At 62.1% G+C, this 16,069-nt stretch carries 14 protein-coding genes and 1 pseudogene; 8 read left to right on the top strand and 7 right to left on the bottom strand.

Annotation, left to right across the window (positions count from 1 at the left end; translation table 11 throughout):
* Positions 1 to 73 precede the first annotated feature (73 nt).
* The gene (locus ACUXVA_RS17430; protein ID WP_265079166.1) at positions 74 to 820 is read right to left on the bottom strand and encodes an SDR family NAD(P)-dependent oxidoreductase; all 747 of its coding nucleotides are present in this window, start codon (positions 818 to 820) and stop codon (positions 74 to 76) included.
* Between the two features lie 25 nt (positions 821 to 845).
* A pseudogene (locus ACUXVA_RS17425) lies at positions 846 to 1,685 on the bottom strand (fumarylacetoacetate hydrolase family protein); the annotation flags it as partial.
* Positions 1,686 to 2,012: 327 nt separating this feature from the next.
* Between ACUXVA_RS17425 and ACUXVA_RS17420 the strand changes: the two are divergent.
* A complete protein-coding gene (locus tag ACUXVA_RS17420; RefSeq protein ID WP_265079168.1) occupies positions 2,013 to 2,819 on the top strand; it encodes an IclR family transcriptional regulator in 807 nt (268 codons plus the stop codon).
* A gap of 521 nt (positions 2,820 to 3,340) precedes the next feature.
* Here the strand turns inward: ACUXVA_RS17420 and ACUXVA_RS17415 are convergent.
* Both ACUXVA_RS17415 and ACUXVA_RS17410 read right to left on the bottom strand, forming a co-directional pair.
* Positions 3,341 to 4,708, bottom strand: coding sequence for an ATP-binding protein (locus ACUXVA_RS17415; RefSeq protein ID WP_445487253.1), 1,368 nt, complete (start codon positions 4,706 to 4,708; stop codon positions 3,341 to 3,343).
* Entirely contained in the window at positions 4,705 to 5,364 is a 660-nt protein-coding gene (locus ACUXVA_RS17410; RefSeq protein ID WP_265079171.1) for a response regulator transcription factor, read from the bottom strand. Before ACUXVA_RS17410 ends, ACUXVA_RS17415 begins: the two co-directional genes overlap by 4 nt.
* Before the next feature lie 142 nt (positions 5,365 to 5,506).
* Between ACUXVA_RS17410 and ACUXVA_RS17405 the strand changes: the two genes are divergently transcribed.
* The 6 genes from ACUXVA_RS17405 (at position 5,507) to ACUXVA_RS17380 (ending at position 10,585) form a co-directional block, all read left to right on the top strand.
* Positions 5,507 to 5,821: a PepSY domain-containing protein gene (locus tag ACUXVA_RS17405; protein WP_265079172.1), complete on the top strand. Its 315-nt coding sequence runs from the start codon at positions 5,507 to 5,509 to the stop codon at positions 5,819 to 5,821.
* Positions 5,822 to 6,100: 279 nt separating this feature from the next.
* The gene (locus tag ACUXVA_RS17400; protein ID WP_445487250.1) at positions 6,101 to 6,370 is read left to right on the top strand and encodes a cytochrome b/b6 domain-containing protein; all 270 of its coding nucleotides are present in this window, start codon (positions 6,101 to 6,103) and stop codon (positions 6,368 to 6,370) included.
* A 166-nt stretch (positions 6,371 to 6,536) separates the two neighbouring features.
* Positions 6,537 to 6,896, top strand: coding sequence for a hypothetical protein (locus ACUXVA_RS17395; RefSeq protein ID WP_265079174.1), 360 nt, complete (start codon positions 6,537 to 6,539; stop codon positions 6,894 to 6,896).
* A gap of 37 nt (positions 6,897 to 6,933) precedes the next feature.
* Positions 6,934 to 7,404 (top strand): DUF2271 domain-containing protein, encoded by a 471-nt coding sequence (locus tag ACUXVA_RS17390; RefSeq protein ID WP_265079175.1) that lies wholly within the window; start codon positions 6,934 to 6,936, stop codon positions 7,402 to 7,404.
* A 12-nt stretch (positions 7,405 to 7,416) separates the two neighbouring features.
* Positions 7,417 to 9,624, top strand: a complete 2,208-nt coding sequence (locus ACUXVA_RS17385; RefSeq protein WP_445487247.1) for a PepSY domain-containing protein — start codon at positions 7,417 to 7,419, stop codon at positions 9,622 to 9,624.
* Positions 9,605 to 10,585: an FAD:protein FMN transferase gene (locus ACUXVA_RS17380; RefSeq protein ID WP_265079177.1), complete on the top strand. Its 981-nt coding sequence runs from the start codon at positions 9,605 to 9,607 to the stop codon at positions 10,583 to 10,585. The genes ACUXVA_RS17385 and ACUXVA_RS17380 overlap by 20 nt, the downstream gene beginning before the upstream one ends.
* 328 nt (positions 10,586 to 10,913) lie before the next feature.
* On the opposite strand, the gene ACUXVA_RS17375 is transcribed toward ACUXVA_RS17380, so the two are convergent.
* The 3 genes from ACUXVA_RS17375 to ACUXVA_RS17365 all read right to left on the bottom strand — a co-directional run bounded on the left by ACUXVA_RS17375 (position 10,914) and on the right by ACUXVA_RS17365 (position 13,933).
* Positions 10,914 to 11,390, bottom strand: coding sequence for a hypothetical protein (locus ACUXVA_RS17375; protein ID WP_445487245.1), 477 nt, complete (start codon positions 11,388 to 11,390; stop codon positions 10,914 to 10,916).
* A gap of 300 nt (positions 11,391 to 11,690) precedes the next feature.
* On the bottom strand, positions 11,691 to 13,145 hold the full coding sequence (locus ACUXVA_RS17370; protein WP_445487243.1) for an IS1182 family transposase: 1,455 nt from the start codon (positions 13,143 to 13,145) through the stop codon (positions 11,691 to 11,693).
* 122 nt (positions 13,146 to 13,267) lie between these two features.
* Positions 13,268 to 13,933, bottom strand: coding sequence for a hypothetical protein (locus ACUXVA_RS17365; protein WP_265079179.1), 666 nt, complete (start codon positions 13,931 to 13,933; stop codon positions 13,268 to 13,270).
* Positions 13,934 to 14,026: 93 nt separating this feature from the next.
* Here ACUXVA_RS17365 and ACUXVA_RS17360 point away from each other — a divergent pair, with 93 nt between their 5' ends.
* Positions 14,027 to 15,613, top strand: coding sequence for a hypothetical protein (locus ACUXVA_RS17360; RefSeq protein ID WP_265079180.1), 1,587 nt, complete (start codon positions 14,027 to 14,029; stop codon positions 15,611 to 15,613).
* Positions 15,614 to 16,069 lie beyond the last annotated feature (456 nt).

The raw sequence follows: 16,069 nt of genomic DNA, 5'->3' as shown, positions 1-16,069 counted from the left end.
GGGATTTCCTCATTTCTTGATTGGTATTTGACCTGGCGCCGGCCACGACCGGCGCCAGGTCATCGGCACGCGATCAGTAGGTCGCGCGGCCGCCGGAGACGTCGAACACGCCGCCGGTCGAGAACGAGGCTTCCTCGCTGGCGAGCCAGCAGATCAGCGACGCCACTTCGGCGATGGCACCGAAACGCCCGATCGGAATCTTCGACAGCATGAAGTCGATGTGTTCCTGGGTCATCTGATCGAAGATTGCGGTGCGGACCGCCGCAGGGGTCACGCAGTTGACGCGGATATCGGTCTTGGAGACTTCCTTGCCGAGCGACTTGGTGAAGCCGATCACGCCGGCCTTGGAGGCGCTGTAGGCCGAGGCGTTCGGATTGCCTTCCTTGCCGGCGATCGATGCGACATTGACGATGCGGCCGTAGCCGCTGGTCTCCATGACGCGGATGGCCGCCTGGTTGCAGTAGAAGATGCCGTTGAGATTGACATCGACCACGCGGCGCCAGGCATCGACCGGATAGTCGCGCACGGTAGTGTTGGGACCGGTGATGCCGGCGCTGGCGACGAGCACGTCGAGGCCGCCGAGCGCCTTGACGCTGGCATCCATGGCCCTGGCCACCGCATCGGCGTCGGCAATGTCGACGACCTGGACGTCAACGGCGCCGCTGCTGGTCCGGGCGGGCTGCAGCAGCGCATCGGTGAGATCCCACAGGCTGACCTGCGCGCCCTCGGCCGCGAGCCGCGTGGCGACATCGAGGCCGATACCCGAGGCACCGCCGGTGACGATGGCCTTGCGGCCCTTGAAACGATCCTTGAACAACATGGTCAGACTTTCGGCTGCGGGAGAAGGCGATGACGCGCTGGCGCTGGGTGCCGAGCTTGGCGATCCCGAGCGTCATCACATCGCCGGGCTTGAGGTAGATCGGACTGGGCTTCTTGCCCATGCCGACGCCGGGCGGCGTGCCGGTGGTGATGATATCGCCGGGCATCAGCGTCATGAACCGGCTGAGATAGCTGACGATCACCGCGCAGTTGAAGATCATGGTGCGGGTGCTGCCGGTCTGCATGCGCGTGCCGTTGACGTCGAGCCACATGTCGAGGGCCTGGGGATCGCCGACTTCGTCCGATGTCACCAGCCACGGTCCGACCGGACCGAAGGTGTCGCATCCCTTGCCCTTGTCCCAGGTGCCGCCGCGCTCGATCTGATACTCGCGTTCGCTGACGTCGTTGACCAGGCAGTAGCCGGCGACGTGATTGAGAGCCTCGGCTTCGCTGACATAGCTGGCGCGCTGGCCGATGACGATGCCGAGTTCGACCTCCCAGTCGCTCTTGACGGACTCCTGCGGCAACATCACGTCGTCGTTCGGCCCGCTCAGCGAACTGATCGCCTTGGTGAACACCACCGGCTCGCCGGGGATCGGCAGATTGGATTCGGCGGCGTGATCGGCATAGTTGAGTCCAATCGCGATGAACTTGCCGACATTGGCGATGGGCACGCCGAGGCGCGGCGCGCCCTCGACCAGCGGCAGCGATTGCGGATCGATCCCGCCGAGACGAGCCAGCGTCGCCGGCGCCAGCGCGGCCGCATTGATATCGGTGAGATGGGCCGACAGATCGCGGAGACGTTGATCGGCGTCGAGCAGGCCTGGTTTTTCCTGGCCCACGGGGCCGTAGCGCAGCAGTTTCACTGGATTGAATCCCGATGTTGGTGGACGGACGGACGAGCGATCACCCGGCGTTCGGCCAGGTCATCGCGCATGGTTGGGCAGACGGGGGATGGTGAGTCACACGGCAATGGCAGCGCCGCTTTCAACTTCCTCCCGCCGATTATTATTATCCCAATATGTGGGACTTTGTTACGATATGTGGTATCAGACTTATCGGCGGTGGCGCTGTCAAGAGGATCTTTGGCAGCGCATCACCGTGGGCACCGATGCCATGGCGTCCTCGAAGAGGCCGTCATGGTAATCACAGGCGGATGGCGCGCTGCTGCCGCTCGATCACAGGGAATGCCGATGTCTGATGTTTTGCGCGAATCTCCGGCAGCATTGACGGCCAATGCCGCGCCGCCGGAGCGCCCGGCGCCCCAGGGCGCGCAGACGCTGATGCGGGCGCTCGATGTGCTGGAAGCGATCGCCGCAGGCACCGTGGATCTCGCCGCGCTGTCGGCGAAGCTCGGCACCACCCGCAGCACCACCCATCGGCTCGCCTCCGCACTGGTCGATCGCCGCTATCTCAATTTCTCGCCGCGCGGCGGCTACAGCCTCGGGCCCAAGCTGCTCGAACTCGGCTTCCGGGCGCAACGCGACATGCCGCTGCGCCAGGTGGCGCATGGCCATCTGGTCGAACTGGCCGCACTCACCCAGGACACCGTGCAACTCGGAATCCTCGACGAGAACGTCGTGCTCTATATCGACAAGGTGCCCGGCCAGCGCCGCTTCGAGATCCGCTCGACCATCGGCGACCGGCACGCGGTGTGGTCGACGGGGCTCGGCAAGGCGCTGGTGCTCGACAGCAACGAGGCGGACTGGAAGGCCTTCTACGACAGGGCCGCCGGCGCGCGGCGCTCCGCGGAGGACTGGCAGCAATCGCTGGCGCGCATGCGCACCTATGCGCAGAGAGGCGCCGCCTTCGACCTGGAAGAGAGCGCGCCGGAGCTGCGCTGCGTGGCCGCCCCGATCCGCGACGCCAGCGGCGCCATCGTCGCCGCGATCAGCGTCTCCAGCATCGCCCAGTACATGCAGCCGGAGCGCATGGACGAGCTCAGCCACGATGTCCGCGCCACCGCCGCATCGGTCAGCCGGGCGCTGGGCTGGCGGTAGCACGTGTCCTCATCAATTGCGGGTTCGTGTGGGAGCGAGCGTGTGATCCGTTACGATTGAAGCGATTTGGTATCGTGTCCCGGACGCGGTGCGGCCTGGCGAAGCGAAGCTTCGCACCGCAGTGCCGCTCCGCAGATCCGGGACCGCACCAAATGCTGTCTGCAGTGCACTACGCCTCCTGCGGAGGCGCAGTGCACTGCGTCCGGACACGATTCCATCGAGACTGTGTCTCGGCTTCGAATGTTCACCCGTGTCGGCGTCCAACACTGCCCCCCGCATAGCTCAGGAATCAGAAATAGTTTGCAGCACTTATGTCGCTCCGGGTAGGGGCAGCCTTGGGCGCCGATCGGGGGTCAAAGGCCATGCCGATTCACAGTCGCGTTCCCTGAACCGGAAGCAGCTCAGAAGGCTGCCTCTTATTCACGCTCCTCCGGTCCAACACACCACGGTTTCAATACGCTGTTCCACGATCGGAGCAGTATGACGGCGGGCACATTCATCTGTCTGCCGGCAGCTACTAATCAGCGAGGAGCTTCGAGAGGCAGCATCGGCTGGTCCGCGCGTGCTATTGGCAAATGAACAGATGCCTCGAAGCCGGAGGACGCGCCTGGACGTGGCGATCTTAAAATGAGTGGGCTTTCGATTCGATCCGCGATGGCGGAGACTATTGCGAGGCCCAATCCGCTGCCGTCTGTGGTTGCGCCCGCTCGCTCGAAACGGGCAGTGAGATGAGCGAGAGCATCCCGCGGCAGGACGGGCCCTTCGTTCGCAACGATCAATTTCCCATCCGGCGCAAGAGACACTTCGACCGGGGAGGCTTCCGAGCCGTGACGCACAGCGTTCTCCACCAGGTTTCGACACAATATCCCGAAGGCGTCAGGATCGAGGTCTGACATCACCGGCTTCTCTGGCAGCGTCAGCGCGATGCGGCCAGGCGCTCCTGTTCGCGCGATGTCCTCGACCACCAGCCGCGCGACGATTCTAAGATCTACAATTTGATTCAGGCGGAGCTGTCCGCCTTCCGCCCGTGCGAGCTGCATGAGACGCTCAGCAAGTCGCGTGAGCCGCTTAAGCGTAGTCTCAATGTCAGCCGCCCTTGCTCTTGCGGCCGAGTCACTGGTTTCCGACTGAAGGCGCTGCGCTTGCGCGATAGCGCCGGCAAGCGGCGTGCGCAATTCATGCGCGGCATTGGTTGCGAAACTGCGCTCGGCCTCGAAGGCTTCACGCAATCGCGCAAGCAGGCTGTTTAGTGTCGCGGCCAGTGGGTCGATCTCCGAAGGCAGCTCGTCTGTGGGGACCAAGGAAAGGTCGCGGGCGCTTCGAGCCTCAAGGACTGCCCGAAAGCGTCGCAACGAGCCGAGGCTCGTCCGGACCGCAAGTGCGATTGCCGCCAGCGCGACGGGCAGCACGATCAGCAGCGGCAGGCCGAGGCCCAGCTGGATCTCCCGCGCGACCGCCGCGCGATGGGCGAGCGGTTCGGCGACGGTGATGCGGATCGTCCCCTGGATCGCCGCATCATTGTAGAGGCGATGAGTTGCGGTCTGCCGGAAGCCGGGGCCGTCCCAGGTCGGGAACACCGCCGGATCAGCCGCGTGGGATTGCAGTAGGATGCGATCCTCGGGATCGCGCACGACATAGGTAAAGAGTTCGTCATGCTCGCGGATCGGCGCGAGTCTTTGGGTCACCCCCTCATCATCGCGCGCGATGATGTCGGTTACGGCTAGCGGCAGAATGCGCTCCGCGGTTTCCCGTAAGGAGGAGTCGAACACCTCGTCCATCTCGGCCCGCACGATAACGGCCGTGATCGCCGCGGCGAGCAGCCACAGGATCGACAGCACCAGGCCGATGGATAGCCCCAATCTGGTCTGGAGGCTTCGGGGCAGCCTCATGACTTTCCAAGCCTGTATCCCAGACCGCGCTCGGTCTCGATGACCTGCGGCCCGAGTTTCTTGCGGAGGCGGCTTACATGGACCTCGATGGCGTTGCTCTCCACCTCCGTATCGAAGGCGTAGAGCTTCTCCTCCAGCTGCGCTTTGGACAGAAGCTGACCGGGGCGCGACAGGAAGGCTTCGAACAGGGCCCATTCGCGCGCTGTTAGTTGGACGGGCTTGCCAGCAAGGCGGACGCTGCGCGCCGCAAGGTCGATATCCAAGGATCCATGGCTGAGGATCGGGTTTGGATTGCCGCTGTATCGCCGGGCGACCGATCCTATCCGGGCGGAAAGCTCGGCAAGATCGAATGGCTTCACGAGGTAGTCGTCAGCGCCCGCATTCAGCCCATCGATCCTGTCCGACACTTGGTCGAGCGCGGTCAGGATGATTACGGGCGTCACGTCGCCTCCCGCACGTAGGCTCTTCAGAAAGCTGATTCCGCGGCCGTCCGGCAGCATGAGATCGAGAAGGATCAGATCGTAAGCCGCACCGCGAATGGCGTCGACTGCCATGTCCAACCGCGTTGCCCAGTCCACCGACTGTCCTTCACCGGCAATCTGATCGCGCACTGCCGCGCCCAGAACCGTGTCGTCCTCGATAAGCAGGATACGCATCGCTCGTCTCGTTCCTTTCCCGATCGCCTTCCATGATCCGTCTAACTGACGCAACGCTGACGCCGTCAGAGGCTGCGCGTCAGGCTCCTGTCAGCTTCACCTCGCACGATTTGCCTCAAGATGAGCATCTGGAGTTTGCGCCATGAAGAAGGCATTGACAATTCTCGGCTTTCTCGCGGCTTTTCCGACTGGGACCGCAATAGCCGACAACCGCTGCTTTGTGCCCATGACAGAGTGGCAGCCGCGAGAGGCCGTGCAGCGCTTAGCACAACAAAACGGCTGGAATGTTCGCCGCATCAAAATCGACGATGGCTGTTACGAGATCGACGGCAGTAACGCGGAGGGGCGCCGCATCGAAGTGACAGTGCATCCCGCAACGCTTCAAGTGATCAAGATCGAATACGAGGACGAGGGCGATCGTCCTCGCCGGAAACGCGAAGGGGGCGGCCATGACTGATTCCTCGGCGCGTGGCGCAGCCCAAGTGGACAACGGGATGTCCGGCAAGATGCGGGTCTGGGACCCGTTGGTGTACGTATTTCATTGGGGCCTCGTCGTCGCGTTTGCAGTGGCCTGGCTGACTGCTGAGGAGCTCTTCACCGTTCACGAGATCGAGGCTACGCGGTCGCGTGCCTGGTCGCGTTCCGCCTCATCTGGAGCCTGGTCGGCAGCCGCTACGCGCGCTTCGTCCAGTTCCTGAAAGGCCCGGGAACAACGCTATCCTATCTCGGTGACATGGTGCGCGGAAAGGAACGGCGCTACCTCGGCCACAATCCCGCCGGCGCCGCCATGATCGTGGCGCCCGCATGGGCCGACGACGATGGCGATCGCGGCGAAGCGGAAGGATCGCTGAAGGAGGTCCATGAGACACTGGCGAACCCGATGCTTCTGCTCGTAGCGCTGCATGTCGGCGGCGTGGTGCTGGCGTCCTTCCGGCATCGCGAGAACCTCGCCCATGCAATGGTCACCGGCGACAAGCGCGCACCCGGTCCTGGCGACATCGCCTGATCAACGGAGCCCCAAGGCTGATCGGGACTTATCGCCTTTGGCCCCGCTCTCACCGGCGGGGCCGTTTTCTTCCTGACGGCAAGCTGAAGCGGGAATCCCTCCGCCGTCAGTAAGTCCTCAGGTCGGTTCTTCATAGTGGTCACAGTAGACGAAAGGAGACCCTGCCATGAGAAAGACCCTGACACTTCTTGTCGCCACCACGGCTCTGACGGCTGCCATTGGCGTCCCTGCCTGGAGTGCGATGCAGCCCTCGGTTGACGGAAGCCTTAGGCCCATCGCCGCGCTCTTCGAAGATCGCGCGAAGGCGATGCCGCTCGTCCTCGTCAGTGGCGAGGACGGCGATGACGACCACCGCTACCGCAAAAGCTCCCAGCGCGGTCACGACGACGTTGATCATGATGATGATGACGATGACGGCCGCAGCAGCCGCGGCGGGGCGGGTAATCCTGCGCCCGCGGGCATAGTCGCACCTCCGCAGAACGGGCTTTTCGGGAACGGCGCTCCGCCGCAGGTCCAGGTGAACTGAGCCTCTTCGAAGCAACACTCATACAAGGATCAAAACGATGAAGCCGCTGCTCGCAGCACTCTCCCTGACCACGGCGCTGACGGTTCCTAGCCTCGCGATGGCGCGGCCGGTCACGCTGACCACGACACTCAACAACTATGGCGGCGATGGCGCCTATCTCGCGCTCTATGTTAGGGACTCGTCCGGCAAGTATGCCGGCAGCCTCTGGATGGCCGGCAGAAAGTCGAAATACTACCAACACCTGACCGACTGGTACCGTGCAACCAACGGCGATAATGTGCAGGTCAACGGCATCACCGGCGCCAGCATCGGGACTGGCCGGACGCTGAAGATCACACTCGACCTTGCAGATGCGCTCTTTGACGCCGGCTACACCCTGCACATCGACGCAGCTGTCGAGAACATGCGCGAAAGTCCGAACGAAGTGGCGGTGGCCCTGACGACGGCAGGCGCGGGCAAGCCTGTGAAGGGGCGCCGCTACGTCGCCAACTTCTCCTACGGCATGTGAGGAGACGAGGCCATGATCCGTGCGTTCCATCGCTGGCCGGGTCTTCTGGCCCTCGCTCTCACGACCATCCTCAGTCTGAGCGGTGCGGCCCTGTCGATATTCCCTGCGGCTGAGCGAATGACTGCGCCGCAGGCCGAGGCCGACCTGACGGTCGCCATCCTGGCCCAGCGCGTCCAGGCAGTCTATCCGGGCGTTGAGCAGATCCGTCGGTCGCCCTCGGGACGGATCACGGCCTACCGGATCGATCAAGGTGTACCAGGTGCCGCCGTGATCGAACCCGCTACCGGTCAAGGAGTGGCCTCAGCCGATCGAAACCCAGCCGAACGCTGGCTCACAAACCTTCACCGCTCGCTGTTCCTCGGTGACGGGGGGCGCATCGCTATGGCCGCCGGCGCGGCGGCGATGCTCATCCTGTCGCTCAGCGGTGTGGCGCTGGTCGCGCGGCGCGCGGGCGGCTGGCGGCGCTGGTTCTCGCCACTGCACGGGCCATTGGCCGGTCGCCTCCATGTTGAGATTGCCCGCATCGCTGTCTTCGGCCTTGTCCTTTCGTCGGCCAGTGCGTTGTGGATGACGGCCTCCACCTTCGATCTGCTACCCGATGGTGGCATCAAACCGGTCCTCCCGGTCGATACGAGCGGGAAAACGGGCGTGGCGCTCCACCGTATAGCAGTTCTCGGCAGTACGCCCGTGGCCGAGCTGCGCGAACTGAGCTTTCCCAATCCTGACGATGTGACAGACGTTTTCAGGCTGAAGACGGACCGCGGAACCGGCTATCTCGATCAGGGCACGGGAACGCTCCTAAGCTGGGCCGATCAGACCGGGTGGGAGCGTGTTTCGGAAACCATCTACATGCTGCATACCGGACAGGGTGCCGCGACACTCGGCCTTGTACTGGGGCTGATGGCGCTTGGCGTGCCCACTATGGGTGCGACGGGCATGCTGATCTGGCTTGCTGGGCGGCGCGGGCGGCCCCGCATCCGTGGCAACCAACCAGCCGGACGGGCCGGGACGATTTTGCTTGTCGGCAGCGAGGGCGGCAGCACCTGGGGCTTCGCCACGACACTCCATTCTGCGCTGAAGCAAGCCGGGCAGAGCGTGCACGTCGCTCCCATGTCAGCCTTCGCGCCGGGCCGCTATGGCCGAGCCGAGCGGATCATTGTGCTGGCCGCGACGTACGGCGACGGCGCGGCGCCTGCTTCGGCTAAGGGTTTCCTCGACCGGCTGAACGCGGCCGATCGCGCGCCTAAAGCCCCCCTGGCCGTTCTCGGCTTCGGCGACCCGAGCTTTCCCGCCTACTGCGCCTTCGCCAAGGTTGTCGCTGCCGCGGCCAAGGCCAAGGGCTGGCCAGAACTCCTGCCCCTCGACACGATAGACCGCCAGTCTCCGCAGGACTTCACGCGATGGGGCCGCGCTCTTGGGCAGGCGCTGGGGATGCGTCTTGAGCTGTCGCACCAGCCCGTTCTTCCAGTGACGGAGACGCTGACGCTCGTCTCGCGCCGCGACTACGGCGCTGAGGTGCAAGCACCGACGGCGATCTTGCGCTTCGCCCTGCCGTGCACGAAGCTCTGGCAACGGCTGGTGGGGGCGGGCTTCGCGCGCTTCGACGCGGGCGACCTCATCGGGATCCTGCCCGAGGGCAGCCCCGTGCCGCGCTTCTACTCGCTCGCCTCCGCGCGCCGAGACGGCTTCATCGAGATCGTAGTCAGGAAGCATCCCGGCGGCCTTGCGTCGTCGCAGCCGACCGCGCTCGAACCAGGCGACACGGTGACCGCCTTCCTGCAGCGCAATCCGGTCTTCCAGCCCGGCCGAGGTCGCGCGCCCTTGATCCTGATCGGCGCTGGAACCGGCATCGGGCCGCTCGCGGGCTTCGCGCGCGGCAACGCGCGCCGGCGGCCCCTCCACCTCTTCTTCGGTATGCGTCATCCCGACAGCGACTTCTTCTACGGCGAAGAGTTGCCGGGCTGGCGGGACGACGGCCGTCTGACCCGTCTGGTCACGGCTGCCTCGCGCGGAGCGCGGCCCCACTACGTGCAGGATGCGCTGCGAGGTGATGCCACTCAGGTGGCGAAACTGATCCGCGATGGCGCCCGAGTGATGGTCTGTGGCGGACGCGATATGGCCGCTGGCGCGGCCGACGCGCTGGCCGAGATCCTCGCGCCAATCGGGCTCACGCCTGCTGCTCTGAAAGCGGAGGGACGATATGTCGAAGATGTCTACTGAGCAGGCGCGCTTCGCTCTGAATGGCCCGACCATGGGCACGCGCTGGTCAGCGCTGTTCTTCGCGGGGCAGAACTTCGACCCGGACCCGCTCCGCTCTGCGCTGCAGGCGGCCGTGGACGAGGTAGACACCCAGATGTCCACTTGGAAGCCCGACAGCGACCTGATGCGCCTCAATGCGGCGCCCGTGGGCGCTTGGGTCGCGGTGCCCGAGCGCCTGAGGGACATCCTGCGGCTTGGTCTGGAAATCGGGCGCGCTTCAGGCGGGGCCTTCGATATCGGTATGGGAGATGCCGTGACGGCCTGGGGCTTCGGACCGGACGCCGGAGGGTCCGACCGCGTCCGGGCAGCGATGGCGAAGACCCGCGGGCCCGCGCATGCAGCACTGGAGATCTACGAGACGCACATCCGCAAGTCCGCGCCAATCGCGATCGACCTCAACGGAATCGCCAAGGGATACGGGGTCGACCGGCTGGCCGAAATTCTCCGCAAAAACGGGCTCGTCGACGCCCTCGTTGGGATCGACGGTGAGATGCGTGCGCTCGGGCTGCGGCCAGATGGAGAGGCATGGACCATAGCGCTCGAGGCGCCGGACGCCGAGCGCCGGACGCCCCATTCCATCCTCGCGCTGCAAGACGCTGCCGTTGCGACATCGGGTGACTACCGCCACTGGGTCGAGGTGCAGGGGCGGCGCCTGTCGCATACCATGGACCCGAACCGTGGCGCGCCGCTGCTCGCTTCGCCCGCTTCCGTAACCGTCGTGGCCCGCACCTGCGCCGAGGCTGATGCCTGGGCGACAGCGCTCATGGTGCTCGGCCCCGAAAGGGGAACTGCATTCGCAAGAAAACAAAGGCTCGACGCCCTGTTCCTCCTGCGCGAAGATCACGAAAGCGTCAGGGGCGTGGGAGTCGGGCGACTCTTTCCAGAAGAGCCAGCGGCGTTGACCCCTACCAAGGCCCGTTGACCCGCATGAATCAGGAAAAACCGATCGCTTGAAGACCCAATTCTTTTTCTGGTCGCGACCGGCCTGATCACCGGTCTTGCATTCTGGTTCGCTGGAAAAGCCGACATCGCGAACGTTGTCCGGTTCGTCGGGGTTGTCCCCGCGCTCGTGGTCGAGATCCTGCGCAGCATCGGGCGCGGCGAGGTCGGGCTGGATCCGATCGTAGCACGATAATGCGCGAATTAAGCGTAGTTTGACTGGCGTTTCGGCCAACTACGGACATGCCGCTTCACCGCAGTAACCGACGCTTTGTGCCAATAGTGGATAACTTCGTGCCAAACGCAGACTATCATTCGTGGCTGTTAGCTGTTGACGGAACGACATATACGATACGCATCCCTTGCTCTTCAGTGTGATCTCGTAGTTCGACCGAACATCTTCGATTGGGATTGAAGGTAATTTGCAGGGCTTGGGCTGATTTCCACGCAACATTCCCTTTCATTTCATCGGAGGTCCCGCCCAGCGCAACGCAGTCGGATTGGAAAACCCTGTTGCGAGCCGCCCAAGCAGTGCCGTCAGCCTGTGCCGTTGCAACAACTCCGACGTACTGGTGCAATCCGGGTGCAAAGCCGGGTCCTCCCAGAAAAATGATTACCGCCTTATGTTGACCATCGGGCGCGAGAATACTGCTCACAACTTCGGCGCTACTTGGAGCCGTGTCGCGCGGGACAACAATCCACAATAAGGCATTAAATACGAGGTACAGCGCGCCAACAAGCGCGAGAGTACCGATCAATGCTAGCTTCGTGAAACGCGGGATGGACATGGTTGAAACGCAACTCTTTTTGAAAGTGGGCAAGCTCGCATTTATATGCCTTAAACTTATCAACCTATCCAATTCGAGAAAGGCGCAATTTTATAATTCGAGTCGAAGTCCGCTAAGGGTCCAGGCCGTGTGAAAACGTTTTTTATTCTCCAAAAATTGCACGCAGCCGGGCGTGAGCCACGTCGACGCGACCATTTTTGCATATTTGGCTGTATCGAGTCTGGAGTCGATCCGGGCGCAACCTCGGGCCGTGCTGAGCGACCTGAACGGTCACACGGCGCGCACAGCAGTACACGCTCCTCACGCCCGGACCGCCGCGAGAAGTGGTTTGATACCGACGATGTTCATCACGCGCGTGAGGTTGTAGGCGAGGACGTGCAGCGCCATCTCGGTCGCCACCTTCGGCAGCGTCTTCATCAGAAAGTGCGTCGCACCCATCCGCATCTTCAGCGTGGCGAACGGATGCTCGACGGTTTCGCGGCGCACACGCATAGCTTGCGGGTTCTGATCGAGCCGCGTCTGCGCGGCCTCGACAACGTGTTCGTGTTCCCAGCGTTTGATGCGGCGCTCGTTGGCCGTTGTGCACTGATCCTTGAGCGGGCATGTGCGGCACGCCTTGGTCAAGTAAATCCGCATTTTCTGGCCATCTTCATCAGCGGTGAAGTGGTGCTTCAGCTTCTCGCCGGCCGGGCAGCGATAGACATCGTCCTTGGCCGAATAAACAAAATCAGGTTTCCCGAAGCGGCCTGCCGACTTGGCGCCCGAGGTTTGCGGCTTGGGCAGCGTGACCGCGACCCCGGCCTGTTCGCATGCCAGGATTTCCTCACCTTTAAAGTAGCCCCGATCCGCAACGACGTCCAAGTTATCGCTGCGCAGCGCGGCTTTCGCCGCCTGCGCCATCGATGCCAGTTGCGATCTATCAGTGCCGACGTTGGTGACCTCGTGTGCGACAATCAGATGGTTCGTGGTGTCGACCGCACTTTGCACATTGTAGGCGACCATGCCTGAGCCGCGCCCGCTCGTTGCCATCGAGCGGCAATCGGGATCGGTCAGCGATATCTGCTTGTCGGGCGAGGCGAGCAATGCTTTTTCAATCGCGGCCAGCCGTTTCACCTCTTCTTCGAGCTTCGCCAGCTTTTCCTTAAGCCGTGTCTTGGTCAGCAGCACCGCTTCCGACGGGTCTTCTCCTGCGGCAGTCCGGCGGTCGGCGGTGTCGAGTTGGCTCATGTAGCGCGCCACGCTCTCTTCGATCTGCTTCTGGCAGCGTTTGATTTTGCCCTGCGTGAAGTTGTTGTCGCGACTGTTGACGGCCTTGAACTTGCTCCCGTCGATAGCAACGCTCGCCTTCGCCAGCAGGCCCATCTTGCGGCACAACTCGACGAACCGCGCACAAACCTTCTTGATGGCGGGGCCGTTGTCTTTGCGGAAATCGGCGATGGTTTTGTGATCCGGAACGAGCCGTCCCGTCAGCCACATCACTTCCAGATTGCGGCCGGCCTCACGTTCCAGCCGCCGGCTCGATTGGACTCGGTTGAGATAGCCGTAGATGTAAAGCTTGAGCATCGGCGAAGGATGATACGCGGGCCGGCCGGTCACTGCCGGATCGACGCCATCGAACCCGAGCTCGCGGAGATCCAGCGCATCGACGAACACATCGACCGCGCGAACAGGATTGCTCTCATCGACCCAATCATCAAGGCATTCCGGCAACAGCGTCGTTTGCTGGCGATCCGCCCCTTGAACGAAACCCTGCATCACTTCCCCCGCCCGATTCAGCAAGAGAATCATAGCATGGGAGGAGTTTTCACACAGGCTGGGTCAAATCCGGAAGCAGATGGCGCGATCATGGCTCTACGAGCCAATGAAGCAGTGCAGCCTCAGAAGAGCAAACAAGCTCGCTTATAGCGTCGAACGTCCGGTCTGGGGTCCATCACAGCGACCTCAGTCAGATCACCTGCCTTCCCCGCGAAGCGCCCGCAAGCCTGAACGACGAAGTCAATTACCGGCGGCACCTTTTCCGCCTCCCAATTTTCCACCTGCATCCGAATAATTTCGCCTGAGCACTCGCGCGATAAAGCGAGGACGCGTCCTGATAAGAGCTTTGCCCCCGGTCGCGGTTTATCGCATGTCGTAAAGCGGTAAATCGCACGACAGTCCATCTGAAGGCATTCCGCGGCTCGCGCGGAAGCGGCGATTGGCTCATCAATCGCGAACAGTGCGGCAAACAGCGTGAACGATACAAGTCGAAGCATTGCTGGCCTCCAGCCTGCTGAGCTTAGATAGTGCTTGGTTGCTGGCGAACATAAGACATGATGGGCATCGAGGACAAATGACCGCTCTGGGTCACTCGCGTCGATTTGACAGTGCGCGACGACTTCCGGACCATCCCCATCTGCAGACAATTTCCGAGCCAGTCGGCGCTTCGCATTTGTGCCAATTGCGGGAATAGCCTTGTCAATCACCCGCACATGTTCGTTCCGGCCAGTCCACTTGTGCTTCAACGAGCTGGCTCGCTGCACGTCGCGGCGCGATGCGGCGGCCACCAAGCGGAATCCTGAGAATTTGAGTCCTGCCGCAGAAAACATTATTCATATATGCAGCCGAGGATTGTCTGCTCTAACCCCCGAAGGTGCTCGATGAAACGCAGCATACGATCAGAGCTATCGCTATCGTCTATTGCCGCTGCCGTCCTTGGGCTCGTCTCAGCAATTTCACCACAAATCGGCAGCGCGGCCGAACCTCGGCTCGGTTTTGACGCCGTCTTGCAGATCGGTTCCCAGGGCACCTCCGCCATTGAGATTGCCCCTGACCGCACATGGTTTCTCACGGGAACCCAGCGCGAGGTCACTGTCCGCGACGTGAACACCGGAATCATATTTCGTAGTCTGGTGGCCAGCGGGGGCACACGGTTTACGCGCATGGCCATTTCGCGTGACGGGAGTGTTGTTTTTGCACGGGTTGCGCGGGACACCGGTGAAGTGGAGACCGCCGCTTGGTCCCCAGCAACTGGCCTGCGGATCGAGAATGCGGGGATGCTTGCCCCACCTCTTGAAGCGTACAACTGGACATGGATCGAGCACAAATGGCCGTCGTCTTGGCCGCGCGATCCGGACGGGCCGCGCGATCCGGCGACCGAGAAACAATATCTCGTAGATCAGAAATTGGCTTCCCTGATTGATCTAGAGAAGGTCGAAAGCGTCGAATCGACCGATCGGCAAGACTTCATTCAAGTGACGACCGCAGGCGAGAGGCAGGATGGTTTTGACCCATTTGATAATAACGCCGAACCAGGTTGGTCCTACCATGTGTATTTCATCGACGTGATCAGGAAGGAGATCGTCGCCGACGTTTCCGGAAAGACGCTACGCACCTTCTGCGGTCGTCCGCATGGTGCTTTCGCATTCGACGAACAACATCTTTTGCTTGCACCAACGGAACTTGATGCCAGCAGTTCCAACGTAAATGCGTTGCTAGTTGATGTCAGCGCAACGCCGCCGGCACTCAAATGGACCTGGCCCTGTCAGGACACCCAGGTTTCGGGCATTACGTTTTCTCGTGGGCTGATCATCGTTCGAGCAACACCAGATCAGGCTACGATATGGGACCCGGCGACAGCACGCCGCATTATGCATCTCGAGGATATATACGACAGCGACGTCCTCGCATGGTCCACCGACCTCTCGACGTTCGCGGTCGGATTTCATGAACAGCGGACGACTAAGGAGCGGCAAGGATACGGGGTTGAGGTCGTCCGATCGGCCAAGAAGCTATTCTTCCGGACGGATGAGGAGGTTCTTGAGATTCGTCTTGGCGAAGATGGAAGCAAGATCTTTGCACGAACGAATGCTGGTTGGTCGGCCTGGAACGCAGCGAGCAACACCAAGTTGTCCTCTTTCGTCCTTCCTTCCGCTCCCGATGAAGCCATCCGAGGATATCAATCGAACGAATCTCCAAGAGCCAAGCTCGAGGTCGTTCAGCCAGCTTACGGCGTCGACCCATGTGCGGATTTGCGCTCAACTTCGAACATGTCGATCAAGCTGTGCGACATAGCCTCTGGGCGATCACTCTGGCTGGCAACCGCCAGCGACGGCACAGCAGGTCGAGAGTTTCTGATCGTGCAATTTGCGGATGGGCGGGTGCTCGTGTCGGAAGGCGCGGAAGACCTAGTCAAATTTGTTAAGGCGTTCGATGTGCGTCCATTCACGGATCAACGCGGTCGCTAAATCAGTCTCCTGCAGAAGCCCTCTCCGTAGATCGGGAGCAAAACGAAATCGAAGGCTATGGTGTGAAGGGCGCAGTCCGATCTTACTTCCCAGCGATGTCCGACTTGAGTCAATCGCGTCACTCTCGCTGTACGCCGATCACTTCCAGTCTACCCTCAACTACGGACATGCCGCTTCACCGCAGTAACCGACGCTTTGTGCCAATAGGCGACATAACTGTCTTCGCCTGCCGACCACCGGGTGAGGCGGATAACCAGATCTGATCTCGAAAGACTTGATTAACTGTCTTTCGTTGCGAAAACGGCACATGCCGCCTGTTTATTCAGCCTGAGCAGATCCTGTTCTTGTCCGACTGGTTCAGCCCACTTACTTTCATACCTATGATTTGCGGATTGCACGATCAAAGATTCGCATTCGAACCGTGCGGCCATGCGAAATTAGGATGACGATCATGCG

It is taken from the genome of Rhodopseudomonas sp. RCAM05734, assembly GCF_052658035.1.
Note: the sequence above shows the minus strand (reverse complement) of the source record. Positions and strands in the feature narration are given on the sequence as shown.

Coding starts and splice junctions, on each gene's coding strand:
- ACUXVA_RS17375 (WP_445487245.1), bottom strand. CDS start 11,390: ATGTCCATCCCGCGTTTCACGAAGCTAGCATTGATCGGTACTCTCGCG.
- ACUXVA_RS17420 (WP_265079168.1), top strand. CDS start 2,013: ATGTCTGATGTTTTGCGCGAATCTCCGGCAGCATTGACGGCCAATGCC.
- ACUXVA_RS17415 (WP_445487253.1), bottom strand. CDS start 4,708: ATGAGGCTGCCCCGAAGCCTCCAGACCAGATTGGGGCTATCCATCGGC.
- ACUXVA_RS17380 (WP_265079177.1), top strand. CDS start 9,605: ATGTCGAAGATGTCTACTGAGCAGGCGCGCTTCGCTCTGAATGGCCCG.
- ACUXVA_RS17395 (WP_265079174.1), top strand. CDS start 6,537: ATGAGAAAGACCCTGACACTTCTTGTCGCCACCACGGCTCTGACGGCT.
- ACUXVA_RS17385 (WP_445487247.1), top strand. CDS start 7,417: ATGATCCGTGCGTTCCATCGCTGGCCGGGTCTTCTGGCCCTCGCTCTC.
- ACUXVA_RS17390 (WP_265079175.1), top strand. CDS start 6,934: ATGAAGCCGCTGCTCGCAGCACTCTCCCTGACCACGGCGCTGACGGTT.
- ACUXVA_RS17405 (WP_265079172.1), top strand. CDS start 5,507: ATGAAGAAGGCATTGACAATTCTCGGCTTTCTCGCGGCTTTTCCGACT.
- ACUXVA_RS17430 (WP_265079166.1), bottom strand. CDS start 820: ATGTTGTTCAAGGATCGTTTCAAGGGCCGCAAGGCCATCGTCACCGGC.
- ACUXVA_RS17360 (WP_265079180.1), top strand. CDS start 14,027: ATGAAACGCAGCATACGATCAGAGCTATCGCTATCGTCTATTGCCGCT.
- ACUXVA_RS17410 (WP_265079171.1), bottom strand. CDS start 5,364: ATGCGTATCCTGCTTATCGAGGACGACACGGTTCTGGGCGCGGCAGTG.
- ACUXVA_RS17370 (WP_445487243.1), bottom strand. CDS start 13,145: ATGCAGGGTTTCGTTCAAGGGGCGGATCGCCAGCAAACGACGCTGTTG.